Raw genomic sequence first — 26,758 nt, 5'->3', positions numbered from 1 at the left:
TCAGTCCTCCTTGGCCTCGTCCGCCTCCGCGCGCAGGGCGTTGTCCTTGGGCCGGCTGTCCTCGGGCAGCTCGCCCGACACGAGATAGATCACCTGCTCGGCGATGCCGGTGGCGTGGTCGCCCATGCGCTCGATGTTCTTGGCGATGAAATGCAGGTGCATGCAGGCGGTGATGTTGCGCGGGTCCTCCATCATGTGGGTCACGAACTCGCGGAACAGCGCGTTGTACATCTGGTCCACCTCGACATCGCGCGCGCGGACATCCGCGGCGAGTTCGGCGTCGCGGTGGATGTAGCTGTCGAGCGCGTCCTTCAGCATCCGCTCGACCGTCGCGGTCATGCGCCGCAGCGACGGTCCGGCGCCCTCGATCTGCGGCAGGCTCAGCAGGACATGGCTGCGCTTGGCCATGTTCTTGGCGTAGTCCCCCACCCGCTCGAGCGCGGCGGCGATCTTGATGACCGAGAGGACGATCCGCAGGTCGGTGGCGCGCGGCGAGCGCAGCGCGATCAGCCGCGCCGCCTCGTGGTTGACCTGCAACTCAAGCTCGTCGATCGCGCGGTCGCGGCGGCGGACCTCCTCGGCCAGTTCCTCGTCGCGCCGCTCGAGCGCGGTCGCGGCGTCGCTGATCGCCGATTCGACCATGCCGCCCATCTTCACGACGAGGGCCTGGACGGTCTCGAGGTCCCGGTCGAAGGCCGAAACGATATGGCGCTGATCCAGCTTCATGTCTCTCTCCGCATTCGCGCAGCCGGCTCAGCCGATCTTGCCGCTGATGTAGCTCTCTGTCCGCGGGTCCTGCGGATTGGTGAAAATCTGCTCGGTGTCGCCGTATTCGACGAGGTTGCCGAGATGGAAGAAGGCGGTCCGCTGGCTCACCCGCGCGGCCTGCTGCATCGAATGGGTGACAATGACGACCGAATAGCTCTCGCGCAGATCGTCGATCAGCTCCTCGACCTGGGCGGTGGCGATCGGGTCGAGGGCCGAGCAGGGCTCGTCCATCAGCAGCACCTCGGGCGCGGTGGCGACGGCGCGCGCGATGCAGAGGCGCTGCTGCTGGCCGCCGGAGAGGCCGGTGCCGGTCTCGCCCAGCCGGTCCTTGACCTCGTTCCAGAGGGCGGCGCCGCGCAGCGCGCGCTCGACGATCTCGTCCAGCTCGGCCTTGTTGCGGGCCATGCCGTGGATCTTCGGGCCGTAGGCCACGTTGTCGTAGATGGATTTCGGGAACGGGTTCGGCTTCTGGAACACCATGCCGACACGGGCGCGAAGCTGCACCGGATCGACGCGGGCGTCATAGATGTCCTCGCCTTCCAGCAGGATCCGGCCATCGACCCGCGCGCTCGCCACGGTGTCGTTCATCCGGTTCAGGCAGCGCAGGAAAGTGGATTTCCCGCAGCCCGACGGGCCAATGAAGGCCGTGACCGTTCGGTCGAGGATGTCCGCGTCGACATCCTTCAGCGCCTGCTTCTCGCCGTAGTGGACCTGCACGCCGCGGCATTCGAACTTGACCTTCGCGTCCGCGTCCACGCCGCGCTCCGCCAGTCTCACATCGTCCATGGTTTCAGCCTTTCCGGTCGCGCTCACCAGCGGCGCTCGAACTTGCGGCGCAGGTAGATCGCAAGGAGGTTCATGGCCAGCAGGAAGGCCAGCAGCACGATGATCGCACCCGAGGCCCGCTCGAAGAAGGCCGGATCGGCGCGCTGCGTCCAGTTGAAGACCTGCACCGGCAGCGCCGAGGCCGGGTCGAAGAAGCCCTCCGGCGGCGCGGCCGGATAGGTGGTCACGAAGGCGACCATGCCGATCAGCATCAGCGGCGCGGTCTCGCCCAGCGCCTGCGCCAGCCCGAGGATGGTGCCGGTCAGGATGCCCGGCATCGCCAGCGGCAGGACGTGGTGGAACACCATCTGCATGCGCGACGCGCCGACGCCGAGTGCCGCCTCGCGGATCGAGGGCGGCACCGCCTTCAGCGCCGCTCGGGTCGAGATGATGATCGTCGGCAGCGTCATCAAGGTCAGCACGAGCCCGCCGACGATGGGGGCCGAGCGTGGCAGGCCCATGAAGTTGATGAAGGCCGCGAGACCGAGGATGCCGAAGACGATCGACGGCACCGCGGCGAGGTTCGAGATGTTCACCTCGATCACGTCGGTGAGCCTGTTCTGCGGCGCGAATTCCTCGAGGTAGATCGAGGTCGCGACGCCTATGGGCACAGCGAGGACCAGCACGATCAGCATCATGTAGAACGAGCCGATGATCGCCACCCCGAGGCCCGCCGCCTCGGGACGGTTGTCCGAGCTGTCGGTCGAGATGATGAAGTTCCAGTTGAACGTGGTCCTGACATCGTCCCGCGCCCCGAGGGCCATCGCCAGATCATACTGCGCCGCGGAGGTCTTGGCGTCGATGGCGGCCGAGGCGCGGCTGACGCGGCCCTTGAACATGCCGTCCACACGCGACGAGGTCATCACCGGATGCTCGACGACCGTGCCGACCAGCGAAGGATCGGCCAGCACCGCGCGCCGCAGATCGGCGCGCGCCTGGCTCGAGAAGAAGGTCGAGAGGTCGGCGTCTTCCAGCCCCTCGATCTGGATGTCGTTGCGGGCGATGTGCCGGGCCAGCGCATTCTCCAGCAGCCTGCCATAGCTCATGGTCAGGATCTTCTGCATCTCGGCGGGATCGCCGTTGCCCTCGGGGTCCACGACCGAGGCCTCGATCGCGACCGGGATCTTGACGTAGGTCTGCACGAAGGCCGACGAGCCGTCGCGGAAGATGGTGAAGAGCAGGAAGGCGAGGCCGGCCACGGCGATGGCGATGGCAATGACGCCATAGGCGCGGAAACGCCGCTCGGCCGCATTGCGCCGCCTGGTCCGCGCATCCTCGACCAGCAGCGAGCGCGCCGGGGTCGGGCGGGATGGAGTCGGGGCCACGTCGCTCATTCGTACTGCTCCCGATACTTGCGGACGATGTAGAGCGCGAAGATGTTGAGCCCGAGCGTGATGACGAACAGCGTGAGGCCGAGCGCGAAGGCGACCAGCGTCTCGGGCGAGGAGAAATCGTTGTCGCCGGTCAGCTGCGAGACGATCTTGACGGTGATCGTCGTCATCGCCTCGAACGGGTTGCCGCTGATGGTCGCCATGGCTCCGGCGCCCATGACCACGATCATGGTCTCGCCGATCGCGCGCGAGGCGGCCAGCAGGATCGCGCCGACGATGCCCGGCAGCGCGGCGGGGATCACGACCTGGCGGATGGTTTCGGAATGGGTGGAGCCGAGCGCGAGCGAGCCGTCGCGCATCGTCTGCGGGACCGCGTTGATGATGTCATCGGACAGCGAACTGACGAAGGGGATCAGCATCATGCCCATCACCAGCCCCGCCGTCATCACCGAGGAGCCGCTGTTGCCCAGCCCCAGCGGCTGCGCGATCCAGTCGCGCAGCAGCGGGCCGACCGTGACCAGCGCGAAGAGGCCGTAGACGATGGTGGGAATCCCGGCCAGCACCTCGATCGCGGGCTTCACCAAGGAGCGGACCCGCGGGGTGGCATATTCCGACATGTAGATCGCCGCGTAGAGGCCCACCGGCACCGCCACCAGAAGCGCGATGAACGAGATGTAGAGCGTGCCCCAGAGCAGCGGCAGGATGCCGAGGCGAGAGCCGCCGCCGAAACGCGGCGTCCATTCGGTGCCGAAGAAGAAGTCCTGCCACGGGTAGAGCCTGAAGAAGTGCAGCGATTCGAAGACGAGCGACAGCACGATGCCCACGGTCGTGGCGATGGCGATCAGCGAGCACAGGATCAGGAGGCCGCGAATCATCTGCTCGACGGCGTTGCGGGCGCGGAACTCGGGCGTGGTGCGGCGGACGGCGACCGCCAGCCCGGCGACGGCGATGATGATCGCGAGGATACCGGCGGCTCGCGAGGATGCGGCGCCGTGGGGCAGCAGCGGCAGGGCCAGCGCCCAGAGCACGAGCAGCAGCAGCGCCGGGACGGCCGCGAACAGGGCCACGTTCCAGCCGTAATAGTTCGGCCGCGAGTGCAGCCTGCGGGGGTTGCCCTGCGCCAGCGACATCGCCCGGCGGCGGCCGAGGCCGTAGCCCAGGGCGGCAAGCGCAAGGATCGCAACGATGGTCCAGAAGGGGGACATTTATACTCGCCTGCGAAGATGACGGGGAGCGCGGGAGGCAACCGGGTTCGGGCAGGCCGCATGCGGCCTGCCCGGTCGTTCCTGGCGGATCAGTTCGCCGCCGAGAGGACGGTCTCGTCGGCGATGGCCGACTGGACCGCGGCCAGTTCCGGGTCGGGGACCAGGCCGTAGTCGGCCAGCGGGCCGCCGGGGCCGGCGATCGCGTCGGCGACGAAGAACTCGGCGTATTCCTTCAGGCCCGGAACGGTGCCGAAGTGGTCCTTCTTGACGTAGAAAAACAGCGGACGCGACACCGGGTACTCGCCCGAGGCGACGGTCTCGACCGAGGGGGCCACGCCGTCGATGGTCGCGACCTTCAGCTTGTCGGTGTTGTTCTCGTAGAAGGAGAGGCCGAACACGCCGATGCCATTCGGGTCGCTGTTGATGCGCGCCAGCGTCTCGGTATAGTCGCCATCGATGTCGATCGAGCGGCCATCGGTGCGCAGCGCCGTGCAGGCGGCTTCGGCGGTGTCCGCATCGGCCAGCCCGGTCATCTCCTCGAGATCGCCCGAAGCTTCGCAGCCGGCGGCCATGACCTTCTCCTCGAACACTTCACGGGTGCCGTGCTTGGTGCCGGGGACGAAGACGGTGATCTGCTGCGCGGGCAGCGCGGGGTTCACGTCGGCCCAGGTCATGGCCGGGTTGGCGACCGTGGCGCCGTCCATGACGACTTCGGCGGCCAGCGCGCGGTAGATGTCGGCCGGCGTCAGCACGAAGTCCGGGCCGTTGATCGACGAGGCGAAGACGATCCCGTCATAGCCGAACTGGACCTCCATGACGTTCTCGACGCCGTTGGCCCGGCACTCCTCGAGTTCCGAGGCCTTGATGGGCCGCGACGCGTTGGCGACGTCGATGGTGTTCTGGCCCACACCGGCGCAGAACTGCTTGAGGCCGGCGCCGCTGCCGCCGCCCTCGACCACGGGCGCGGGGAAGTCGGTGTTCTCGGCGAAGGCCTCCGCCACGATGGTCGCGTAGGGAAGGACGGTCGACGAGCCGGCAACCTGAATCTGCTCCTGCGCCGCGGCGGTGGCGGCCGAAGCCGCCAGCAGCGCGAGGGCCGAGACGGTGATCTTGGCGGGGGTCATGTGAATGCTCCACTGGTGTGGCCAACGATGGGATGTTGACGCGCGGGGAGTAACGCGGTCCCGTGACACCTGTGCGGCAGGAACATGTATGTTTTATGACAGCCGCGGAGATTTTCCGGGAACCGGGCCCGCCCGTCCCGTCTTGCCGCGAAGACCGAACACCTTCCCGGTCCTTCAGGAAAGTTGAGGCGGAAGGCCCCTCACCAGAGGTTGGCCGGCCCCCGGATCGCCCAGCCCTCGTCATAGCTCTTCACGTCGAAGGTTTCCGACTGCCCGGCGATCATCTGCCCTTGGGTCGGCAGGCCCTCGGGCGCCGCCTGCCCGCCCCAGATGCGCGAGCGCATCAGCGCGCGCGAGCACTGCATGTAGATCTCGCCCACCTGCACGATCATCACCGTGCGCGGCAGCAGCGCGCCGGCCTTGTTGTGCCGCGCGAAGCTCTCGCGGAAGGCCTCGTCGGCGGTGACGCGCGCGAGGCCGTTCACCCGCACCACGTTGCCCGAGCCCGCGACCATGAACATCACCGAGATGCGCGGGTCGTGCATCAGGTTGCGCAGGCTGTCGATGCGGTTGTTGCCGATCCAGTCGGGGATCGCGAAGGTCCGCTCGTCCAGGAGCCGAGCCACCGGGCCGTCGTCGCCACGGGGCGAGGCGTCGGTGCCGCCCGGCCCCACGGTCGAGACGACGCAGAAGCGCGCCTGCTCGATCCAGCGGCGATAGGTCGGCGTGATGTGATTCGCGACCTTTGTGATCGCGGCCATGCTCACCTCGCCATAGAGCGACTCAAGCTTGGCCTCGCTGTCGATGAACTCCATTCCCGTCCCTTCATGCATAGAACGGCGGCGGGACACCTGCCCCGCCGCCCGCGTCCGCTTACTGGACCATCTCGGCAGAGGCCGACGATTCCGGCCAGATGATCTGGTTGTGCCCGTCCTGGATTTGCGCCACCGGGATCGGGATGTAACCCTCGCCGTCGATGACGGTGTGATTCTCGGGGTTGAACACGAGCCTGCCGGTCAGGCATTCGTAGTCGCTGGCGCCGATGGCGTCTGAGATCGCCTTGGGGTCGTCGGCCCCGGCCTGCTCGATCGCGCGCATCCCCAGCATCGTGATGCAGTAGGCCTGGGCCTGGCTGTAGGTCGAGGGGTTGCCGTATTCGGCGACGATCTTGTCGTCGAAGGCCTTGTGCGCCTCCGACAGCTCGGGGGCGTATTGCAGCGAGGCCCAGACCAGCCCCTCGGCGGCGTCGCCGACCTGCTCCACGAACTCGGTCTTGGTGGGATAGTAGATCGCCAGATGCCGGCCGGGGATCGCCTGCTCCTGCATCTGCCGCACGAGGGCCACGCCGCTGTTGACGGCGGTGAAGACTGAGACCGTGAGGTCCGGGTCCTCGGCCCGCAGCTTCGTCAGCACCGGGTAGAAGTCGGTGCTGCCCGCCGGCAGCGTCTCGGTCGTCGCATGGGTCCAGCCGTCGGCGCCCAGAAGGTCGATGATCGTGTCGGCATTGGCATGGCCGTAGTCGGTGTCCTCGATCACAAAGGCGAGTTTCTTCTCGCCGGGATCGAGGAGGCCCTTGCCGGTCGCCCATTCGACGAACTGGTCCACGGCATTGCCGTAGCCCTCGCTGTTGTAGTTGCCCTTCCAGTACATCGCGTATTTCTCGGGGTCCGAGACGACCTTGTCGGCGATCAAGGTCGAGACCGGCTCGATCGACAGGATCGGCAGGTTGAACTGCGGGCTCAGCTCCATCAGCGCCATGGTGACGTGGCTGTGGAGCGTGTCGCCCAGCAGCAGCTTGATCCCGTCACGCGTGACCATGCGCTGCACGGCGCTGACCGCGACCTCGGGCTTGGAGTTCTGGTCCTCGATCACCAGGCGGAAGGTGGGATGCTCGCCGCCCTCGTTGACGTAGTCGCCGCGGCCCTCGTTCCACTCCTTCACCGCGAGTTCCATGCCCTGGCGGTGCGCCTCGCCGCTGTTGGCGGCCGGCCCGGTCAGCGGCGCGGTGGCGCCGAGCACGATCTCCTCCGCCGAGGCCGCGCCCGCGCCGAGCGCGAGGGCGGTAGCGGCGGCGCTCATCAGTGTCCTGCGGATGGTCATCTGGTCTCTCTCCCCGGTTGGTTCAGGTTTCCGGCGCCGTGGCCGGTTCGTCGCCCGCGGCGGCCGGACGGCCGCGGCGTGTCAGCAGCCCCGCCACCCCGCGCGGCAGCAGGATCACGAAGAGCGTCACCGTGGCGCCATAGATCAGCATCCGCAGGTCGCCGTATTCGCGCAGGTATTCGGTCAGCGCCGTGAGCACGAGGGCGCCGAAGATCGGGCCGAAGAAGGTGCCGACGCCGCCAAGGATGATCATCGCGAGCAGCGTCACCAGCATTTCCGGCCCCGCGGTCGAGGTGGGCGTCAGGATCTGCAGGTAATGCGCATAGAGCCCGCCCGAGAGGCCGACGATGGCGGCGCTGAGCGCAAAGGCCGCGAGCTTGCTGCGGGTGAGGTCGATGGACAGACTCTCGGCCGCGAGCTGGCTGTCGCGGATGGCGACCATGGTGAGGCCGAAGCGGCCGCGCAGCAGCCACAGCACGAGCGCGTGGACGGCCACGAAGGCCAGCAGCGCGAGCGCGAAGCTGCCCGCGATCTGGCCCGCGCCGAAGCGGATCGTTGTGCCGCCGATCTCGATTGCCGGAAAGGGCGGGATGCCCCAGAGGCCAAGCTCTCCCCGTGTCACGTCCTTCCAGTTCGCCAGCAGCAGCTTGACGATCTCGGCGAAGGCCAGCGTCACGATGGCGACGTGCGGCATCGAGCGGATGCGGAGGATCGGGATGCCGATCAGCCCGCCCGCAAGCGCCGCCGCCAGCACCCCCAGCCACAGCGTCAGCCAGGGCGAGAGGCCGACCGTCCCCGACAGCAGCGCCGTGGTATAGGCGCCGATGGCGAAGAAGGCGTGATGGCCCAGCGTCTTCTGGCCGAGGATGCCGAGGGTCAGGTTCCAGCCGGTGGCGAAGACCGCGAAGATCAGGAACAGGATCAGGATGTGCAGCAGGTAGTTGTCGTCGATCACGAACGGCATCGCCGCCAGCACGAGAGCGATCAGCGCCAGCGTGAGCCACGGACGGGAGCCGAGGACCGAACGCATCAGGCCGCCTCCCGCCCGCCGAAGAGGCCGTAGGGCCGCACCCAGATGATCGCGATCAGCAGCCCGTAGGAGATCACGTCGCGCCACTCGCTCGAGGTGACCATGACGCCGAACGATTCGACGAGGCCCAGCAGCAGCCCCGCCGCGATCGCGCCGCCGAAGTTGCCCAAGCCCCCGAGGATCACCACCGCGAAGGCCTTGAGGATATAGGGCAGCCCCATCCACGGGTTCACCGACATGATCGGCGCCAGCATGATCGCGGCGATGGCGGCGAGGCCGGCCGAGAGCGCGAACACCGCCGTGTGGACCAGACCCGCGGGGATGCCCACGGCCTGCGCGGCTTCGGCATCCTGCGCGGTGGCGCGGATCATCTGGCCGAAGCGCGAGCGGTAGAGCAGCAGCGCCGAGAGGCCGAGGGCCACGAAGGCCACGATCGGGATCGCCGCGCGCTGCCAAGGCAGCCGCATCGGCCCGATCTGCACCACGCCGTCGAGGAAATAGGGCAGCGCGTTGAACTTCTCGCCCCAGATCAGCTGCGCCGCGCTCTGCAGGGCGACCGAGAGGCCGATGGTGGCGGCGATGACGCGGAAGGACCAGTCCTCGCGCGCCAGCACCGGCGCGACGACGGCGCGCTGGATCACCGCGGCGACGATCATCACGCCGATCAGCGCGAGGGCGAAGGCCAGCAGCACCGGCAAGCCGGCGACCGCGACGCCCATCCAAGCGAAATAGGCGCCCAGCATCATCATCTCGCCATGCGCGAAGTTCAGCACCCGCATGGTGCCGTAGATCAGCGCCACGCCCGCGCCCACGAGGGCGTAGATCGCGCCGGTGATGAGGCCGTTGATGAGCGACTCGGCCAGCAAGGTGCCGGTCATGCGGCCTCCTCCCCCAGATAGACCCGGCGCACCTCGGGATGGTCCAGCATCTCGACGCCCGAGCCTTCGAGGACCACGCGCCCGCTCTCCAGCAGGTAGCCGCGGTGGCTGAGGCCGAAGCTAAGCTTCGCATTCTGCTCGTTGAAGAGGATCGCCACGCCCCGCTGGTTGATGCGGCCCATGAGGTCGATCACATGCCGTTGCAGCGCGGGCGAGAGGCCGAGCAGCGGCTCGTCCATCAGCAGCAGCTGCGGGTCGCCCATCAGCCCGCGGGCGATGGCGACCATCTGCTGCTGGCCACCGCTGAGGCGGGCGGCGGTGGCATCGAGGTGGCCCGCGATCTCGGGGAAGAGGGCCAGCACCTCGTCGAAGCTGCGCGCGAGATCGGCGCGGGAGAGCCTGCGGGCATAGGCGCCAAGCTCGATGTTCTCGCGCACGGACATGAAGGGAAACAGCCGCCGCCGCTCGAGCACGATGGACATGCCGGCGCCCGGCCGCGCGGTGGCCGGGCGGCGGGTCATGTCCTCGCCGCGGAACATGACGCGCCCGCCGGAGACGCCCTTGAGCCCCATCGCGGCCTTCAGGACCGTTGACTTGCCCGAGCCGTTCGGCCCCATGACCGCCACGACCTCGCCGGGTTCCACCCGCAGCGTCACGCCCCACAGCACCTGCGTCGGCCCGTAGCGCACGTCGATGGCGTCGAGCGCCAGCAGCGGCTCAGTCATCGGCATCCCCGAGATAGATGTTCCGCACCGTCGGATGCGCCGCGACCGTCTCGATCGGGCCGCCGACGACCACCTGTCCCCGATGCAGGAACAGCGCCTCGTCGGCCAGTGCGCGCAGGAAGTCCATGTGGTGCTCGACCACGATCAGGGTGATGCCGCGCTCGTCGCGCAGGCGGTGGATGGTGTCGATGATGCCGGGGATCGAAGGCCGATCCACGCCGCCCGTGACCTCGTCCAGCATCAGCAGACGGGGCCGGGTGGCGAGCGCGCGGGCCAGTTCCAGGCGCTTGCGCTGCCCGGTGCTGAGGGTCGAGGAGGGATCGTCGAGCTTGAGGCCCAGGCCGACGAAATCGACATAGTCCCGCGCCCGCGCATGGGCGTCCTTCATCGACGCCCCGGCGGCGGTCAGCGCGACCATGACGTTCTCGCGCACGGTGAGGGTGCTGAACGGCTGGGTGATCTGGAAGGTCCGGGCGATGCCGAGGCGGCTGCGCTCGGAGGCGGGGGCGGTGGTGATGTCCTGCCCCGCGAAGACCACCCGCCCCGAGGTCGGCCGCACCGATCCCGCGACGACGTTGAAGAGCGTCGTCTTGCCCGCCCCGTTCGGCCCCATCAGCGCCAACGAGCGCCGCTCGCCCAAGGTGAGGCTGACGTCGTCATTGGCCACGAGGCCGCCGAAGCGCACGGTCACATGCTCGAGGGCGAGGATCGGGTCGGCGCTGAGTCCCGCGGGCCTCGCTGCGGGCTCGGCCAGATCAGCCGTCATCCATCCCCCCTTCCGCGGCCTCCTCCCCGAGGCCACGGCCACCTTTGCCGAGGGTGGGGCGCGGCGCAACCCCCGGACATCGCTCCGGGGCGTCGCGCGATGGCGGAGGGTTAAACCGGCACCGCGCCGCATGGTGCGTGGGAACCACGCACCCTACCGGAGCCGCAGGGTGCGTGCTCTGCACGCACCGCGTGCAGGCGATCCGCGCCCATGCCTGAAATAAAGGAAAAATGGTGCGGTCGAGAAGACTCGAACTTCCACTCCGGTTAAGGAACAGCGACCTCAACGCTGCGCGTCTACCAATTCCGCCACGACCGCATCCGGGCAGGGCCGCCTGATAGCCGAGCCCGCCGCGGGTGAAAAGGGGGAAAATCGCGACGCTGCGTTGCTGCGGCGCAACGGGCGCGCTACGCCCGCGGCCATGATCGAATGGACCGTCCTTCCGGGCCTCTCGCCCTATCTCGAGACCGTCGCCGCCATGGAGGCGCGCGCCGCCGCGATCCGCGAGGGCACCGCAGCGGAAGTTGTCTGGCTGGTCGAGCATCCCCCCCTGCTCACCGCCGGGACCTCCGCCCGCGACGAGGACCTCCTCGATCCGGCGCGCTTCCCCGTCTTCCGCAGCGGCCGCGGCGGGCAGTTCACCTATCACGGCCCCGGCCAGCGGGTGGTCTATGTCATGCTCGACCTCGAGCGCCGCGGCCGCGACATCCGCGCCTTCGTGGCGCAACTCGAAGCCTGGGTCATCGCCACCCTGGCCGAGTTCGGCATCCGCGGCGAGGCGCGCCAGGGCCGCGTCGGCGTCTGGGTCACCCGTCCCGAGAAGCCGCCCCTGCCCGACGGCAGCCTGCGCGAGGACAAGATCGCGGCCATCGGCATCCGCCTGCGCCGCTGGGTCAGCTTCCACGGGCTCGCCATCAACGTCGAGCCGGACCTGCGCCATTACGAGGCCATCATTCCCTGCGGCATCCGCACGCATGGCGTGACCAGCCTCGTGGACCTAGGGCTTCCCGTCGGCATGGCCGACCTCGATCACGCCTTGCACGCCCAATTCACGGTGTTTTTTGTGCAAGGGTATGGCACCAAATCACTACTCGGTGGTTGAGGCCGGGCAATCCATGCTAGAACAGGGGTCTGTCGCCGGGCCTCGCCCGCAGACCAGGGGAATGAACATGACCATCAAGCTGACCACCGCATTCGCCGCCTCGATGCTGGCTCTTGCCGCGCCCGCCTTCGCCCAGGAGGTCGGCGACGCCGCGGCCGGGATGAAGGAATACAACAAGTGCAAGGCCTGCCACATGATCCAGGCGCCCGACGGCGAGGACATCGTGAAGGGCGGCCGCACCGGGCCCAACCTCTACGGGGTTCTAGGCCGCGAGATCGCCTCGGTCGAGGGTTTCAAGTACGGTGACGGCATCCTCGGCGTGAAGGAAGCCCATCCCGGCGGCACCTGGGACGTCGAGGCGCTGACCGCCTACATCACCGACCCGACCCCCTGGGTTGACGAGCACGGCACCGACCCGAGCGCCAAGTCGAAGATGACCTTCAAGATGGCGCGCAACCAGGCAGACGTGGTCGCCTTCCTGCTCGAGCACTCGCCCGACGCCCCGGCGAACGTGGCCGAGGCCGACGGCGACACCGGCCCGGCCGAGCCCGGCGGTGACGCGGCCGCCGCCGATGCGGCCCCGGCCGAGGCCGCTCCGGCCGGTGCCGCCGCGGCGCCTGCCGCGAACTGACCTCCCCCGCGCCCCCGGCGCCGTGACCTGCCAGAACCCCCGGCCCCGCGCCGGGGGTTTTTCTTTGCCACCCGGCTCGGCGCGGCGCCCCGCCCACGCGCGGCAGCGCCGCGCCGGTGGAACCCGCCGCCGCGACATCAACCCACCCGCGACAACTGGCCGCAGCCTGGGGGCAGTGATACATTGCCGCAGCCGGAGGGCCGCGCTAGAACCGATGGCAGTCGCCGGGCACTCGTCCGGCTTTTGGTCCTTGCAGGGGAGCAGCAAACATGGCCGACGCTGCCGTCCACGGGCACGAGGAACACCACGACAAGCGTGGATTCTTCACCCGGTGGTTCATGTCCACCAACCACAAGGACATCGGGATTCTCTATCTCTTCACCGCTGGCGTCGTGGGGCTGATCTCGGTCTGCTTCACGGTCTACATGCGGATGGAGCTGCAGCATCCCGGCGTCCAGTTCATGTGCCTCGAGGGCGCGCGCCTCATCGCCGACGCTTCCGCCGAATGCACGCCCAACGGGCACCTCTGGAACGTCATGGTGACCTACCATGGCATCCTGATGATGTTCTTCGTCATGATCCCGGCGCTGTTCGGGGGGTTCGGCAACTACTTCATGCCGCTGCATATCGGCGCGCCGGACATGGCGTTCCCGCGTCTGAACAACCTCAGCTACTGGCTCTTCGTCGCGGGCGTGGCCACGGGCCTCTTCTCGCTGCTGTCGCCGGGTGGCAACAGCCAGCTGGGCTCCGGCGTGGGCTGGGTGCTCTACCCGCCGCTCTCGACGCTCGAGGACGGGGTATCGATGGACCTCGCGATCTTCGCGGTCCACCTGTCGGGCGCCTCCTCGATCCTCGGCGCGATCAACATCATCACCACCTTCCTGAACATGCGCGCGCCGGGCATGACACTGTTCAAGGTGCCGCTGTTCGCGTGGTCGGTGTTCATCACCGCCTGGATGATCCTGCTGGCGCTGCCGGTGCTCGCCGGGGCCATCACCATGCTGCTCATGGACCGCAACTTCGGGACCAACTTCTTCAACCCGGCCGGCGGCGGCGATCCGATCCTCTACCAGCACATCCTGTGGTTCTTCGGCCACCCCGAGGTCTACATCATCATCGTGCCGGGCTTCGGCATCATCAGCCACGTGATCGCCACCTTCGCCAAGAAGCCGATCTTCGGCTACCTGCCGATGGTGCTGGCGATGATCGCGATCGGGGTGCTGGGCTTCGTCGTCTGGGCGCACCACATGTACACGGTCGGCATGTCCGTGACCCAGCAGGCCTATTTCATGCTGGCGACCATGACCATCGCGGTGCCGACCGGCATCAAGGTGTTCAGCTGGATCGCGACCATGTGGGGCGGCTCGATCGAGTTCAGGACGCCGATGCTCTGGGCCTTCGGCTTCCTGTTCCTGTTCACCATCGGCGGCGTGACCGGCGTGGTCATCAGCCAGGCGCCGCTCGACCGGGTCTATCACGACACCTACTACATCGTGGCCCACTTCCACTACGTGATGTCGCTCGGCGCGGCCTTCGCCCTCTTCGCCGGGGTCTACTACTGGATCGGCAAGATGTCGGGCCGGCAGTATCCCGAGTGGGCCGGCCAGGTCCATTTCTGGGCCATGTTCATCGGCTCGAACATGATCTTCTTCCCGCAGCACTTCCTCGGCCGTCAGGGGATGCCGCGGCGCTACATCGACTACCCGGTCGAGTTCGCGTTCTGGAACAACTTCAGTTCGATCGGCGCCTACATCGCCTTCGCCTCGTTCCTGTGGTTCATCGGCGTGGTGTTCTACACCCTCTTCGCCGGGCGCCGGGTCGGGGTGGCGAACTACTGGAACGAGCATGCCGACACGCTGGAATGGACGCTGCCCTCGCCGCCGCCCGAGCATACCTTCGAGCAGCTGCCGAAGCCCTCGGACTGGGACCGCAGCCACGCCCACTGATGCCCTACCAGTGGCGTGACCATCAGGCGGCCCCGGATCATTTCGGGGCCGTTTTTCATGAGCTGGTCGCTTGGCCGCACCGCTCGCTGCCGCGGCGCGGCTTCGTGTGGTTCATCGCCATTACCGCCGGCTTTGTGGCGCTGCCGCTGCTGGCGGTGGTCGGCTCGGCCGTCCTCTGGGGGCTGCTGCCCTTCATCGTGGTGACGGTCTGGGGCCTCTGGCACGCCATCGACCGCAGCTATCGCCGCGCCGAGCAGACCCGCGAGGTGCTGCGCTTCGACGCTGACCGGCTGGAACTGACGCGGCACGATCCCGGCCGCGAACCGCGCCGCTTCGACGCCAACCCCTACTGGGTGCAGGTGGTCCTGCGTCCCGGCCCGGTCGAGAGCTACCTGACGCTCAGGGGCGAGGGCCGCGAGGTCGAACTCGGCGCCTTCCTCGCCCCCGAGGAGCGGCGTGCCCTCGAACTCGAACTGCGCCGCCGCCTCGCCGACCTGCGGCTCAGGCCAGCACCGCCCCCGGATTCATGATCCCCAGCGGGTCGAGCGCCGCCTTCACCGCCCGCATCGCCGCCAGCCGCGCCGGATCGGCCCAGCGGGCGAGATCGGCGGTCTTGGCGCGGCCGATGCCATGCTCGGCCGAGAAGCTGCCGCCGCGGGCGACGACCAGTTCATGCACGGCGAGAGAGAGGGCGGGCGCAGCCCCGGCATGATCCGAGCGGCTGCCGCCGAACGGCGGGAACAGATTGTAATGCAGGTTGCCGTCGCCGAGATGGCCGAAGCAGTTGATCCTGAGCTCCGGCGCCATCCGCCCCAGCATGGCCCCCGCCTCGGCGATGAAGCCCGGCACCTCGGACAGCGGCAGGCTGACGTCGTGGCTGGCCACCGCGCCGATCCTTCGGTTGGCATCCGGGATCGACTCCCGCACGGCCCAGAAGGCCGCCGCCTGCGCGCCCGACTGCGCCAGCAGCGCGTCCTCGACCAGCCCGGCCTCGACCGCCTCCTCCAGCAGTCCCGACAGCGCCGCCTCGGGGTCCATCCCGGCGGGCAGCCCGACCTCCATCAGCACGAGCCAGGCGGGCGCGGGATCGAAGGGCAGCCGCACCTCGGGCATGACCTCCGCGAGGAACCTCAATCCTTCGCCCGAGATCAGCTCGAACCCTGTCACGCCGCCCGCGAACCGGGCCTGCGCGCGGGCGAGCAGCGTCAAGGCCGCCGCAGGGTCGGGCACGACCAGAAACCCGGTCCCCTGCCCCGCCGGGACCGGGGCGAGCCGAAGGCTAGCGGCGGTGATGATCCCGAGCGTCCCCTCGGCCCCGACCAGCAGGTCGCGGATCGAATACCCGGTATTGTCCTTCCGCAGCCGCGTCAGCGTGCGCATGACCGACCCATCCGGCAGCACCGCCTCCACCCCGAGGCACAGCTCGCGGGCATTGCCCCACCGCAGCACGCCCGTCCCGCCCGCATTCGTTGCCAGCACCCCGCCGATGGTCGCCGTCCCCTGCGAGGCGAGCGCCAGCGGAAACTGCCGTCCCGCCGCGACCGCCGCATCGCGCACCGCCTGCAGCGTGGCGCCGGCCTCGGCGACGATGACGTTCTCCTCCCGATAGACCGCGCGAACGGCAGCCATGCGCTCGAGTGTCAGGACCAGCGGCACCGCGCCCTCGTGCATCACCTGCCCGCCGACCAGCCCAGTGCCGCCGCCCCAGGGCACGATCCCCACCCGCGCCTCGGCGCAGGCGCGGACCACTCCGGCGACCTCCTCGACATTGCGCGGCGCGGCCACGACCCCGGCGCGGCCCTTCCACCGCCCTCGCGGCTCCTCCAAGAGCCGAGGGGCGACCGCCCGCACGACGCCAACAGGCAACCGCGCGGCAAGGGTCTCGTCGGCATCATTCAGCATCTTCGCCTTGATCCAAATATCCTCGGGGGTCCGGGGGTGGAAACCCCCGGCTTCACCGCGCATCGCTGCGCCCGCGCCGGTCACTGCGCAGGTTGGCGTAAAGCACGTGGTTCCGCCACCGGCCGTTGATCTGCAGATAGCTCTGCGCCACGCCCTCGTATTTGAACCCCGCCTTCTCCAGCACGCCGCGGCTGGCGGTGTTCTCGGGCAGGCAGGCGGCTTCAATCCGGCTCAGCTCCATCGCGCTGAAGGCGTGGTGGACGAGGGCGAGGATCGCCTCGTGCATGTAGCCCTGGCGCGCGAAGGGGGCGCCGATCCAGTAGCCGATGGTCGCCGCCATCGCCGGACCGCGGCGGATGTTGTCCATCGTGATCGCGCCCAGCAGCACGCCGTCACGGCGCACGAGGAACAGCGGCAGCGCGGTCCCGCTGCGCTGCGCGCGGCCGGCCCAGTAGACCCGCTGGGCGAAGGATTTCTGCGTCAGGTGGTCGTCGGCCCAGATCGGCTCCCAGGGTGTCAGGAAGTCCCGGCTGGTGTCCCGCAGCGCCGCCCAGGCCCGCGCGTCGCCATGCGCGGGCAGGCGGAGGACCATCCGCTCGGTCTCGATCTGGAGCGGACGGCGGCGGCCGAACATCATGCGGCGAGGCGTTCTGCCAGTTCGTCGCGCGAGGGCGCCCGCCCCACCGGGCCGTAAAGCGCCAGTGCCGGCCGCGCCGCGCCGATCAGCCGCCGGGCATGGTCGCGCACCTCGTCCGCGGTCACCGCGGCGATTCGCTCGGCCACCTCCGTCGCGTCCGGCACCCGGCCCCAGATCGCCAGCGACCGCGCAATCCGCTCGGCCTGCGCCGAGGGGCTCTCGAGCCCCATCAGCATCGAGGCGCGCAGCTGCGCCTTGGCGCGCGCGATCTCGGCCTCGGTCAGGTCGTCGGCGCTGCGGCGAATCTCGTCGATGGTCAGGCGCGAGAGGTCGCCGATGTCGGCGGCGGAGGTGCCGGCATAGATGGTCACCATGCCGGTATCTTCATGGAAGCCCGACTGCGCGAAGATCGAATAGCAGAGGCCGCGCTCCTCGCGGATCTTCTGGAACAGGCGCGAGGACATGCCGCCGCCCAAGGCCGACGTCCAGATCTGCGCCGCGAAGTAGTCGGGCGAGAGATAGCCGGGGCCTTCGAGCGCGAGGGCGAAATGCACCTGCTCCAGCCGCTTCTCGCGCCGCTGCTCGGCCCCGGTCCAGCGGGCGGGCTCGCGCGGGGCGACAGGGCGCGCGGGCAGGTGGCCGAAGGCGGCCTCGGCCTGGCGAGCGATCCGGTCGTGGTCCACCGCGCCCGCGGCGGCGACGATCATCTCGCCCGGGCCGTAATGCTCGGCGACGAACCCCGCGAGGTCGCCCCGCGAGAAGGCGCGCACGCGCTCGGCCGGGCCGAGGATCGTGCGGCCCATCGGCTGGCCGGGATAGGCGGCCTCCTGCAGCCAGTCGAAGATGATGTCGTCGGGCGTGTCGAGCGCCTGCCCGATCTCCTGCAGGATCACGCCACGCTCGACCTCGATCTCGCTTGCGTCGAAGGCCGGGTTCAGCACAATGTCGGAAATGACATCCAGCGCCAGGCCGGTGTCCCCGGCCAGCACCCGCGCGTAATAGGCGGTGACGTCGCGCGAGGTGTAGGCGTTGATGTAGCCGCCCACGTCCTCGATCGCCTCGGCGATCTGCAACGGGCTGCGGGTGGCGGTGCCCTTGAAGGCCATGTGCTCGAGGAAATGGGCGATGCCGTTCTGCTCAATCCGCTCGTCGCGCCCGCCTGCGTTCACCCAGACGCCGATGCTGGCCGAATGCAGGCCCGGCATCGCATGGGTGACGACACGCAACCCGTTCGGCAGGGTCGAGATCTGAACGCGCCCGCTCATGCCGTCCTCCGTTCGCGGATCAACGCCTGAAGGGCGGCGACATCGTTTGCGACCTCGGTGATGCGCTCGGGGCGGCCCATGAGGTCGGCCAGATGCGGCGGCAGTTTCGGGCGCAGGCCGGTCGCGCGCTCGACCGCGGCGGGGAACTTGGCCGGGTGCGCGGTCGCGAGGGTGATCATCGGCACGCCGGGCTGAAGGTGCTCCTGCGCGACCTTCACGGCCACCGCGCTGTGCGGGCAGAGGATTTCGCCGGTCTCGTCGCGGGTGCGGCGGATGGTGTCCAGCGTCTCCTCCTCCGAGGCACGGCCGGAGGCGTAAAGCTCCCGCAGGGCCTCGAACGCGCCCTGGCTGACAGTGAACCCGCCGGCGCCGAGTTCGGCCATGAGGCGCGACACCGCCGCGGCGTCGCAGTCGTGGGCCCACCACAGGGCGCGCTCGAAGTTGGAGCTGATCTGGATGTCCATGCTCGGCGAGAGCGACGGCGCGACCGTGGCGGGCCGGTATTCGCCGGTCGTCAGCACCCGATGGAGGATATCGTTCTGGTTCGTGGCCACCACGAGCTTCGCCACCGGCATGCCCATGCGCTTGGCCACCGACCCGGCGAGGACATCGCCGAAATTGCCGGTCGGCACGGTGAAGGCGACCTCGCGATGCGGGGCGCCCAGCGAGACGGCCGAGGTGAAGTAATAGACCACCTGCGCCAGCACCCGCCCCCAGTTGATCGAGTTGACCCCGGCAAGGCCCACCTCGTCGCGGAAGCCGTGGTCGTTGAACAGGTCCTTCAGACGCGCCTGCGCGTCGTCGAAGGTCCCGTCGATGGCGAGGGCGTGGACATTCGCCTCGCAAGGCGTGGTCATCTGGCGGCGCTGCACCTCGCTGACCCGTCCATGCGGGTAGAGGATGAAGACATCGACATTCTCCAGCCCGCGGAACGCCTCGATGGCGGCCGAGCCGGTGTCGCCGGAGGTCGCGCCGACGATGGTGATGCGGCGGCCGGTGCGCGCGAGGGCGATCTGGAACAGCTGCCCGATCAGCTGCATGGCGAAGTCCTTGAAGGCCAGCGTCGGGCCGTGGAACAGCTCCAGCAGGTGATGGCCGGGGCCGAGCTGGACCAGCGGCGCGCGGGCGGCATGGGCAAAACCAGCATAGGCGCGCTCGATCGCGCCGGTGATCTCGGCCCGCGTGAAACTGTCGCCGATGAACGGCGCGAGCACGAGATAGGCCGCTTCCTCGTAGGGCAGCCCCTCAAGCCCGGCGATCTGCTTCGGCGAGAGGGTCGGCACCGCCTCCGGCACATAGAGGCCGCCATCCCGCGCCAGCCCGGTCAGCATCGCCTCGTCGAAGGGCAGGACGGGGGCGGAGCCGCGGGTCGAGACATAGCGCATGGGCAGGGGCCTTCAGTAGGAACGGCGTCTGATACGCGAGATCAGATAGGCTGTCATGCCCCCCCATACCACCGCCAGCATGAACCAGGTCCAGGCGTATTCGAGGTGATTGTTCGGGATCCCGGCAATGGCGACGGGCACCGGGTCGATCCCCTGCAGGTCGCCCTGGATGCGGCGCGCGACGACCAGCACCGGCTCGGTCCCGAGCGCCTCGGCCATCAGCGGCACATCGCGGGCGAACCAGATGTTCTCGGTCCGGTTCGGAGCCGGCGTCGATGAGGTGGTCTCCTGCGGCCAGTGCAGGTTGCCCTCGATCCGCAGCTCGACCGGCGGGCGCTCGGCATGGCGGGCGCCCTCGGGGATGAAGCCGCGCTGCACCATGACGCGGCGGCCGTCATCGGTCTCGAAGGCGGAAATCACGAGATAGCCGCCGCCGGTCTCGCGACTGCCGCCGAGGACCAGCACCTCGGGGCCAAGGGTGTGGCCGGCGATCTCGACGGGCAGGTATTTCATCCCCGGCTCGGGCGTGGCGGGCAGCGCCTGCGGCGGGGCCTCGATGCCCTGCTGGATCTCGGCCAGCATCGCCGTCTTCCATTCCAGCCGGCGCAGCTGCCAGAAGCCGAGGCTCAGCAGGATCGCCACCCCGGCAAGGCCGAGGATCGCGGGAAACAGGTAGCGGCGCATCGCCGACGCCCCCTTGAACGAAAAAGCGCGCGGGGGGCGGCCCCGCGCGCTTGCTGCCGAGGACGGGCGTCAGCGGCCCCAGACGTAGATGGCGAAGAACAGGAACAGCCAGACCACGTCCACGAAGTGCCAGTACCAGGCTGCCGCCTCGAAGCCGACATGCTGCTCCTGGTTCATGTTGCCGCGCATGAGCCGCACCAGGCAGACGAAGAGGAAGATCGTCCCGATGATGACGTGGAAGCCGTGGAAGCCGGTCGCCATGAAGAACACGCCGCCATAGACCGTGTCCGAAAGGCCGAAGGCCGCGTGGCTGTATTCGTAGGCCTGCAGGATGGTGAAGCCGACGCCGAGGATCACCGCGACGGCGGTGCCGCGGATCGCGGTCTTGCGGTCGTCGTGGTGGACGAGGGCATGGTGCGCCCAGGTCACGGCCACGCCCGAGAGCAGCAGGACCAGCGTGTTGATGAAGGGCAGGTGCCAAGGGTCGAAGGTGACGATCCCCTCGGGCGGCCAGACGCCGTCGCGCAGCGGGCTCTCCGGTCCCATGGGGTAGAGGGCGTGCTTGAAGAAGGCCCAAAACCAGGCGACGAAGAACATCACCTCGGAGACGATGAACAGGATGATCCCGTAGCGCAGGCCGATCTGGACGACCGGCGTGTGGTCGCCCGTGTTGCCCTCATGCGCCACCTCGCGCCACCAGCCGAACATGGTGAAGAGGACGATCGCCAGGCCGATGAAGAAGGCGACCGGGGTCGATCCCTTCATCCAGAAGGCCCCGCCCGAGAGCATGGTGAAGCCGCCGATCGCGCCGATGAACGGATAGATCGACGGTTGCAGGATGTGGTAGTCGTGGTTCTTCGCGTGCGCCATCTTCAGGTTCCCGGTCGGACGTTCTTCGTTGCTCTGGACTGTTCTGGCCTCAGTTCACCGCAGCGGCCGCGGCGGTGTCCAGCCGCGCCTCGACCTGCTGCTTCGGCTCGGTCCGGTGGAAGGTATAGCTCAGCGTGATGCTGCGAACGCGGCCGGCGTCGCGGTCCTCGACGAGGTCGGGGCTGACGAAGAAGCTCAGCGGCATCTCGACCCGCTCGCCCGGGGCCAGCGTCTGCTCGGTGAAGCAGAAGCACTCGATCTTCTCGAAGAAGTAGCCGGCGGTCGGCGGCGCGACGTTGTAGGAGGCGGTGCCGATGATGGTCTCGTCGGTGGTGTTGACCGCCTCGTAGAAGGCCAGGCCGGTCTCGCCGATGCGGATCTTCATCTCGCGCTCGACCGGGCGGAAGGTCCAGCCCATGTCGCGGTCCACATTGGCGTCGAAGCGCACGGTGATCAACTCGTCCAGGATCACGTCGCTCTCGCCATCGGCGACCATGGTGGTTCCGGCATAGCCGGTGACGCGGCAGAACCAGTCGTAGAAGGGCACCGCGGCCCAGGCGGCGGCGCCCATGAAGACGATCACCCCGACGAGCATCGCGAGGGTGCGGCTGTTCGAGCGGTCGCTGGCGGTGGTCATCGCTGGCCCTCCTGCACCACCGGCGGCGGCAGGTCGCCCATCCGGTGATCGAAGCCCTTCATCATGTTGCCCTGGCTCACCCGCACCATCGTCATGCCGATGATGAGGGCGACCAGCGCCAGCAGCACCACCAGCAGCCCGAGGTTCCGCGAGCGGCGGCGGCGGTGGAGATCATGCTCGACCCGAGGCGCCATGCTCACCATCCCCCGAACCCGCTCTGGACCAGAAGCGCGAGGAAATGCGCGAAGAGGTAGTAGAGCGACAGCTTGAAGAACCCGCGCTCGGCCGCGTGGCGGTCGGCCTCGGACTCGGCGTCGGTGCGGCGCAGGATCTGCCAGCCGCCGCGCAGGAAGAGCGCGTTCATCACGATCGCCACCGTCATGTAGACCGGCCCGCCGATCGAGGTCAGCCCGAGGCCGAGGGCAACCGGGACCAGCAGCAGCGTATAGGCGAAGATCTGGCGGCGCGCGGCCGGGCGGCCATGCGTCACCGTCAGCATCGGCACGCCCGCGTTCGAGTAGTCATCCTTGACGAACAGCGCGAGCGCCCAGAAATGCGGCGGCGTCCAGAAGAAGGTCAGCGCGAACATCAGCAGCGGCTCGACCCCGAGGCCGCCGGTGGCGCAGGCCCAGCCGATCATGGGCGGGAAGGCCCCGGCCGCGCCACCGATGACGATGTTCTGCGGCGTCGAGCGCTTGAGCCACATCGTATAGACGACGGCGTAGAAGAAGATGGTGAAGGCGAGGAACCCGGCCGCGAACCAGTTGGCCGCAAGGCCCAGCAGCATCACCGCGAAGCCGCCGAGGCCGAGGCCGATGCCGAGCGCCGCGTCGGGCTCGATCAGCCCGGCGGGCAGCGGGCGGTTGCGGGTGCGGCGCATCAGCGCGTCGATGTCGCGCTCATACCACATGTTGAGCGCGCCCGAGGCCCCGCCGCCGAGCGCGATGAACAGCACCGCGCAGAAAGCGAGGAAGGGGTTCATCGGCACCGGCGCGACCCAGAGGCCGACGAAGGCGGTAAAGACGACCAGCGACATCACCCGCGGCTTCAGCAGCGCGACATAGTCGCCGAACCCGGCCTCGCCGGTCGCGCTGGTGCTGTGGGGGACGTCGCTCACCGGTTCACTCCGCCGCGGCGACGCGGACCGGCGAGGCGGCGTCGGCCGCGGCGGTCTGCACGGTCGCGGGGGCGCCGGGCGCGGCCGCGAAGTTCGTCTGCGCCGCCTCGACCCAGGCCGCATAACGCTCGGGCGAGACGGCCTTCACGACGATGGGCATGTAGGCGTGGTTGATGCCGCACAGTTCCGAGCACTGGCCGAAATAGACGCCTTCCTGCTCGACCGTGAACCAGGCCTGCGAGATACGGCCGGGAACGGCGTCCTGCTTGATCGCGAAAGCGGGCATGGCCCAGGCATGGATCACGTCGTTGGCGGTGAACTGCATCAGCACCTGCGCGCCGACCGGCACCACCACCGAGTTGTCGGTCGCCAGCAGGTACTCGTCCTCCATGTAGCCGTATTCCGCCAGCTGCTCGCGCTCGAGCATCACCGCGTCGAAGACGAGCCCCTCCTCGGGGTATTCGTAGGACCAGTACCACTGGTTGCCGATGGCCTTGATGACCATGTCGGGGTCGTTCGGCATTTCCTGGCTGCGGAACAGGATCGGCAGCGAGAAGATGCCGATCACCAGCAGCAGCAGGACCGGGATCAGCGTCCAGGTCAGCTCCAGCGCGGTGTTATGGGTGAAACGCGCCGGCGTCGGGTTGGCGCGGGCGTTGAAGCGCGCCGCGGCGAAGAGGAGCAGCCCGATCACCAGCACGCAGACCGCGGTGATGATGATAAGGACGAAGTTGTCCAGCCAGATCTGGTCATGCGCGATCGAGGTCACGCCCGGCTGGAAATGGATGGCGCCGTTCACCGGCTTGCCGATATGCGGCAGGTCGCCCAGCACTTCCAGTTCCTGCGCCGCCGCGGCCCCGCCGAGGCCAAGCACCGCGATTGCCGTCATCACTGCCGCCGCGCGGCCTGTCATCGCCTTCAGCATCTGTGTCCTTCACTCCCCTGCGCGGCGCCCATGCTGCGCGGGCGGGCGGTTGACGCCGCGCCGCTGCCGTTGTCACTGGGTTGTAGAGCCGACCGGCCACCGCGACAAGCCGTCGCGGACCTCTTGTCCCGCGCCTTCGGAGGGCCTCCAGATGCCAGAGCCCAGCTTTTCACCCTTCGAGGATCTGATCGACCGCGACCGCGCGCTGACCATCCTGCGCGCCGCGCTGGACGGCGCCGAGGACGGCGAGCTGTTCCTCGAACGCGCCCGCGCCGAGGCGCTCGTCTTCGACGACCGGCGCCTGCGCACGGCGAGCTACAATGCCAGCCAGGGCTTCGGTTTGCGCGCGATTTCGGGCGAGGTGACGGGCTACGCGCATTCGACCGAGATCAACGAAGCCGCGCTGCGCCAGGCCGCGGAGACCGTGCGCCTCGCGGTCGCGGGCGGCGGCCGCCTCGGGCCTGCCCCGCCGCCGCGCGGCCCCGCCCTCTATCCCGACACCGACCCGGCCGAGGGCATCTCCTTCGCCCGCCGGGTGGAACTGCTGCGACAAATTGACGCCTACGCCCGCGACCTCGACCCGCGGGTGGTCCAGGTCAGCGCCACCCTGGCCAGCGGGTTGCAGGAGATTGCCATCCTCCGCCCCGAGGGCGGGCTCGTCACCGACGCGCGGCCCATGGCGCGGCTGAACGTCTCGGTCATCCTCGAGGACAACGCCCGGCGCGAGACCGGCTCGACCGGCGGCGGCGGCCGCGGGCCGCTGGACGCGCTGATCGCGCCGGAGCACTGGCAGGCGCAGGTGCGCGAGGCGCTGCGGATCGCGCGGGTGAACCTGCGCGCGGTCCCGGCCCCCGCGGGGGTGATGGACGTCGTCCTCGGCCCCGGCTGGCCGGGCATCCTGCTGCACGAGGCGGTGGGCCACGGGCTGGAGGCGGATTTCAACCGCAAGAAGCACTCGGCCTTCTCCGGGCTGATGGGCCAGCGGGTCGCCGCGCCGGGCGTGACGGTGATCGACGACGGTACCATCCCAGGCCGCCGCGGCTCGATCAGCGTCGATGACGAGGGTACCGCGCCGGCCCGCAACGTGCTGATCGAGGACGGGGTGCTGACAGGCTACATGCAGGACCGCCAGTCGGCGCGGCTGATGGGCGTGGAGCCCACCGGCAACGGCCGCCGCGAGAGCTTCGCCCATGCCCCGATGCCGCGCATGACCAACACCTTCATGCTGGGCGGCGATGCCGCACCCGAGGCGATCCTCGCCGACCTCAGGGATGGCATCTATGCGGTCGGCTTCGGCGGCGGCCAGGTGGACATCACCAACGGCAAGTTCGTCTTCTCCTGCACCGAGGCCTACCGGGTGAAGGACGGCACCGTCGGCGACCCGATCCGCGGGGCGACGCTGATCGGCGACGGCGCGACCGCGCTGCGGCAGATTCGCGCCATCGGCAACGACCTCGCGCTCGATCCCGGCATCGGCAATTGCGGCAAGCAGGGGCAATGGGTGCCGGTTGGCGTGGGCCTGCCGACGCTGATGATCGGCGGGCTGACGGTGGGCGGCTCGGCCGCCTGAGATTTCCGCAGCCGCATCAACCTTTCCTTAATCTTTCCGGGGCATGAACATCCCCGGATGAGGCGAGGAACGTGGCGATGCGGATGTTTTCTTTCGGCACCCCCACCCCAACCACCACGAGGGAAGACGATCTCGCCGTCCTGCGCCTCATCCGCTCGCGCCGCGTCGGCGCCACGACCTTTCACCGCCTGATCGCCGAGGAAGGCTCGGCCGAAGCCGCGCTGGAGGCGCTGCCGCGCATCGCCGCCTCCGCAGGGGTGGAAGGCTATGCGCCCTGCCCCATCGGCGTCGCCGAGGCGGAACTGTCCGCCGGCCGCCGCGCGGGCTGGCGCCTGCTGCGCTGGGACGGCCCCGGCTATCCCGCCACGCTGCTCGACCTGCCCGACGCGCCGCCAGTCCTGTGGCTGCGTGGCAATCCGGCCTGCCTGGCGCGCGATGCCGTCGCGGTGATCGGCGCCCGCAACGCCTCCTCGCTGGGGCTGCGGATGGCGCATGGCATGGCAGCCGCGCTGTCGGAGGCGGGCGTCACCGTCGCCGCCGGCCTCGCGCGCGGCATCGACACCGCCGCACATGAGGGCAGCCGCGCCCGCGGCACCGTCGCGGTCCTCGCCGGCGGACTCGACCGGATCTATCCTTCCGAGAACGGCGCGCTGGCCGAGGCGATCTGCGAGACCGGCGCGCTCATCTCCGAGCAGGCGCCGGGGACCGAGCCGGTGGCGCGGCTGTTTCCGCTCAGGAACCGCATCGTCTCCGGCCTCACGCGCGGCGTCGTGGTGGTCGAGGCGGCGCATCGCTCGGGCACGCTCATCACCGCGCGCTGCGCGCTCGATCAGGGCCGCGAGGTGCTGGCGGTGCCGGGGCACCCGATGGACGCTCGCGCCGCAGGTTGCAACGCGCTGATCCGCGACGGCGCCACGCTGGTCCGCAGCGCGGCCGATGTGCTGGCGGCGCTGGGGATCGAACCGGCGCCGGCCGCGACCCTGATCGAAGCGCCCGGCGCCCAGGATCGTATCGCGACAACCCTCGCCGGACGCAGCCCGCCGCGCCACGGGGGCCTGCCCCGCGCCCCCGAGATCCCGCGGCCGCCGCCGCGCCTGCGGGATGCCGGCGGGCCCGTGAACCTCGAGGGCCGCATCCTCTCGCTCCTCGGCCGCAGCCCCACCGACGAGACCATGCTCCTGCGCGATCTCGGCCTCACGGCCGCGGCGCTGGCCCCGGCGCTTGTCGCGCTGGAACTCGACGGGCGGATCACCCGCGCGGCGGGCGGGCGGATCGCCCTGACCTGACGCTGCGACGGCGGGGGTTTTCCACCCCCGCACCCCCGGAGGATATTTT

General features: G+C 69.3%; 27 protein-coding genes and 1 tRNA gene. 6 read left to right on the top strand and 22 right to left on the bottom strand.

Annotation, left to right across the window (positions count from 1 at the left end):
- The 12 genes from phoU to GI374_RS01750 form a co-directional block, all read right to left on the bottom strand.
- Positions 1 to 726 carry a phosphate signaling complex protein PhoU gene (gene phoU / locus GI374_RS01805; RefSeq protein WP_154335293.1) on the bottom strand — a complete coding sequence of 242 codons (726 nt, stop codon included), beginning with the start codon at positions 724 to 726 and terminating at the stop codon, positions 1 to 3.
- A 27-nt stretch (positions 727 to 753) separates the two neighbouring features.
- A complete protein-coding gene (gene pstB, locus GI374_RS01800) occupies positions 754 to 1,554 on the bottom strand; it encodes a phosphate ABC transporter ATP-binding protein PstB (RefSeq protein WP_154335292.1) in 801 nt (266 codons plus the stop codon).
- A 23-nt stretch (positions 1,555 to 1,577) separates the two neighbouring features.
- Entirely contained in the window at positions 1,578 to 2,927 is a 1,350-nt protein-coding gene (gene pstA / locus GI374_RS01795; RefSeq protein WP_154335291.1) for a phosphate ABC transporter permease PstA, read from the bottom strand.
- Positions 2,924 to 4,129, bottom strand: coding sequence for a phosphate ABC transporter permease subunit PstC (gene pstC / locus GI374_RS01790; RefSeq protein WP_154335290.1), 1,206 nt, complete (start codon positions 4,127 to 4,129; stop codon positions 2,924 to 2,926). The genes pstA and pstC overlap by 4 nt, the downstream gene beginning before the upstream one ends.
- An 89-nt stretch (positions 4,130 to 4,218) precedes the next feature.
- Positions 4,219 to 5,253, bottom strand: coding sequence for a PstS family phosphate ABC transporter substrate-binding protein (locus tag GI374_RS01785; RefSeq protein ID WP_154335289.1), 1,035 nt, complete (start codon positions 5,251 to 5,253; stop codon positions 4,219 to 4,221).
- Between the two features lie 200 nt (positions 5,254 to 5,453).
- Positions 5,454 to 6,068 (bottom strand): MSMEG_1061 family FMN-dependent PPOX-type flavoprotein, encoded by a 615-nt coding sequence (locus GI374_RS01780; RefSeq protein ID WP_154335288.1) that lies wholly within the window; start codon positions 6,066 to 6,068, stop codon positions 5,454 to 5,456.
- Positions 6,069 to 6,126: 58 nt separating this feature from the next.
- Complete coding sequence (locus GI374_RS01775; protein ID WP_154335287.1) at positions 6,127 to 7,353, bottom strand: ABC transporter substrate-binding protein; 1,227 nt, start codon at positions 7,351 to 7,353, stop codon at positions 6,127 to 6,129.
- Between the two features lie 22 nt (positions 7,354 to 7,375).
- A complete protein-coding gene (locus GI374_RS01770) occupies positions 7,376 to 8,383 on the bottom strand; it encodes a branched-chain amino acid ABC transporter permease (RefSeq protein WP_154335286.1) in 1,008 nt (335 codons plus the stop codon).
- A complete protein-coding gene (locus tag GI374_RS01765) occupies positions 8,383 to 9,261 on the bottom strand; it encodes a branched-chain amino acid ABC transporter permease (RefSeq protein WP_154335285.1) in 879 nt (292 codons plus the stop codon). Before GI374_RS01765 ends, GI374_RS01770 begins: the two co-directional genes overlap by 1 nt.
- Positions 9,258 to 9,986, bottom strand: a complete 729-nt coding sequence (locus GI374_RS01760; protein WP_195759804.1) for an ABC transporter ATP-binding protein — start codon at positions 9,984 to 9,986, stop codon at positions 9,258 to 9,260. Before GI374_RS01760 ends, GI374_RS01765 begins: the two co-directional genes overlap by 4 nt.
- On the bottom strand, positions 9,979 to 10,752 hold the full coding sequence (locus GI374_RS01755) for an ABC transporter ATP-binding protein (protein WP_195759803.1): 774 nt from the start codon (positions 10,750 to 10,752) through the stop codon (positions 9,979 to 9,981). The genes GI374_RS01760 and GI374_RS01755 overlap by 8 nt, the downstream gene beginning before the upstream one ends.
- Before the next feature lie 231 nt (positions 10,753 to 10,983).
- Positions 10,984 to 11,070 (bottom strand) — tRNA-Leu (locus GI374_RS01750).
- 70 nt (positions 11,071 to 11,140) lie between these two features.
- Here GI374_RS01750 and lipB point away from each other — a divergent pair.
- The 4 genes from lipB (at position 11,141) to GI374_RS01730 (ending at position 14,961) form a co-directional block, all read left to right on the top strand.
- On the top strand, positions 11,141 to 11,854 hold the full coding sequence (gene lipB / locus GI374_RS01745; RefSeq protein ID WP_255453660.1) for a lipoyl(octanoyl) transferase LipB: 714 nt from the start codon (positions 11,141 to 11,143) through the stop codon (positions 11,852 to 11,854).
- A gap of 67 nt (positions 11,855 to 11,921) precedes the next feature.
- Positions 11,922 to 12,485, top strand: coding sequence for a cytochrome c family protein (locus GI374_RS01740; protein WP_154335281.1), 564 nt, complete (start codon positions 11,922 to 11,924; stop codon positions 12,483 to 12,485).
- Between the two features lie 269 nt (positions 12,486 to 12,754).
- The gene (locus tag GI374_RS01735; protein ID WP_154335280.1) at positions 12,755 to 14,431 is read left to right on the top strand and encodes a cytochrome c oxidase subunit 1; all 1,677 of its coding nucleotides are present in this window, start codon (positions 12,755 to 12,757) and stop codon (positions 14,429 to 14,431) included.
- Positions 14,431 to 14,961 carry a DUF2244 domain-containing protein gene (locus tag GI374_RS01730; protein ID WP_154335279.1) on the top strand — a complete coding sequence of 177 codons (531 nt, stop codon included), beginning with the start codon at positions 14,431 to 14,433 and terminating at the stop codon, positions 14,959 to 14,961. Before GI374_RS01735 ends, GI374_RS01730 begins: the two co-directional genes overlap by 1 nt.
- Here the strand turns inward: GI374_RS01730 and GI374_RS01725 are convergent.
- From GI374_RS01725 to coxB, 10 genes are all read right to left on the bottom strand, one after another.
- Positions 14,933 to 16,333: an FAD-binding oxidoreductase gene (locus GI374_RS01725; RefSeq protein WP_154335278.1), complete on the bottom strand. Its 1,401-nt coding sequence runs from the start codon at positions 16,331 to 16,333 to the stop codon at positions 14,933 to 14,935. The genes GI374_RS01730 and GI374_RS01725 overlap by 29 nt on opposite strands.
- A 52-nt stretch (positions 16,334 to 16,385) precedes the next feature.
- On the bottom strand, positions 16,386 to 16,967 hold the full coding sequence (locus GI374_RS01720; RefSeq protein WP_154335277.1) for a GNAT family N-acetyltransferase: 582 nt from the start codon (positions 16,965 to 16,967) through the stop codon (positions 16,386 to 16,388).
- Positions 16,967 to 18,235, bottom strand: a complete 1,269-nt coding sequence (locus tag GI374_RS01715; protein WP_154335276.1) for a pitrilysin family protein — start codon at positions 18,233 to 18,235, stop codon at positions 16,967 to 16,969. The genes GI374_RS01720 and GI374_RS01715 overlap by 1 nt, the downstream gene beginning before the upstream one ends.
- Positions 18,232 to 19,620 carry a threonine synthase gene (gene thrC, locus GI374_RS01710; RefSeq protein WP_154335275.1) on the bottom strand — a complete coding sequence of 463 codons (1,389 nt, stop codon included), beginning with the start codon at positions 19,618 to 19,620 and terminating at the stop codon, positions 18,232 to 18,234. Before thrC ends, GI374_RS01715 begins: the two co-directional genes overlap by 4 nt.
- 12 nt (positions 19,621 to 19,632) lie before the next feature.
- Positions 19,633 to 20,304, bottom strand: a complete 672-nt coding sequence (locus GI374_RS01705) for an SURF1 family protein (RefSeq protein ID WP_154335274.1) — start codon at positions 20,302 to 20,304, stop codon at positions 19,633 to 19,635.
- 69 nt (positions 20,305 to 20,373) lie between these two features.
- Positions 20,374 to 21,174 (bottom strand): cytochrome c oxidase subunit 3, encoded by an 801-nt coding sequence (locus tag GI374_RS01700; RefSeq protein ID WP_154335273.1) that lies wholly within the window; start codon positions 21,172 to 21,174, stop codon positions 20,374 to 20,376.
- 49 nt (positions 21,175 to 21,223) lie between these two features.
- Positions 21,224 to 21,811: a cytochrome c oxidase assembly protein gene (locus tag GI374_RS01695; protein WP_154335272.1), complete on the bottom strand. Its 588-nt coding sequence runs from the start codon at positions 21,809 to 21,811 to the stop codon at positions 21,224 to 21,226.
- Complete coding sequence (locus GI374_RS01690) at positions 21,808 to 22,005, bottom strand: hypothetical protein (RefSeq protein WP_154335271.1); 198 nt, start codon at positions 22,003 to 22,005, stop codon at positions 21,808 to 21,810. Before GI374_RS01690 ends, GI374_RS01695 begins: the two co-directional genes overlap by 4 nt.
- Before the next feature lie 2 nt (positions 22,006 to 22,007).
- Positions 22,008 to 22,928 carry a heme o synthase gene (cyoE, locus tag GI374_RS01685; protein ID WP_370515084.1) on the bottom strand — a complete coding sequence of 307 codons (921 nt, stop codon included), beginning with the start codon at positions 22,926 to 22,928 and terminating at the stop codon, positions 22,008 to 22,010.
- 4 nt (positions 22,929 to 22,932) lie between these two features.
- Positions 22,933 to 23,853, bottom strand: a complete 921-nt coding sequence (gene coxB, locus GI374_RS01680; protein ID WP_370515083.1) for a cytochrome c oxidase subunit II — start codon at positions 23,851 to 23,853, stop codon at positions 22,933 to 22,935.
- 151 nt (positions 23,854 to 24,004) lie between these two features.
- Here coxB and tldD point away from each other — a divergent pair, with 151 nt between their 5' ends.
- Positions 24,005 to 25,423: a metalloprotease TldD gene (tldD, locus tag GI374_RS01675; protein ID WP_154335269.1), complete on the top strand. Its 1,419-nt coding sequence runs from the start codon at positions 24,005 to 24,007 to the stop codon at positions 25,421 to 25,423.
- Between the two features lie 83 nt (positions 25,424 to 25,506).
- Positions 25,507 to 26,709 (top strand): DNA-processing protein DprA, encoded by a 1,203-nt coding sequence (gene dprA / locus GI374_RS01670; protein ID WP_154335581.1) that lies wholly within the window; start codon positions 25,507 to 25,509, stop codon positions 26,707 to 26,709.
- The last annotated feature ends 49 nt before the right edge of the window (positions 26,710 to 26,758 follow it).

Origin of the sequence: Paracoccus sp. S-4012 (genome assembly GCF_009674885.1) — a bacterium.
GTDB lineage: Bacteria > Pseudomonadota > Alphaproteobacteria > Rhodobacterales > Rhodobacteraceae > Paracoccus.
This window is presented reverse-complemented; position numbering and strand designations above follow the sequence as displayed.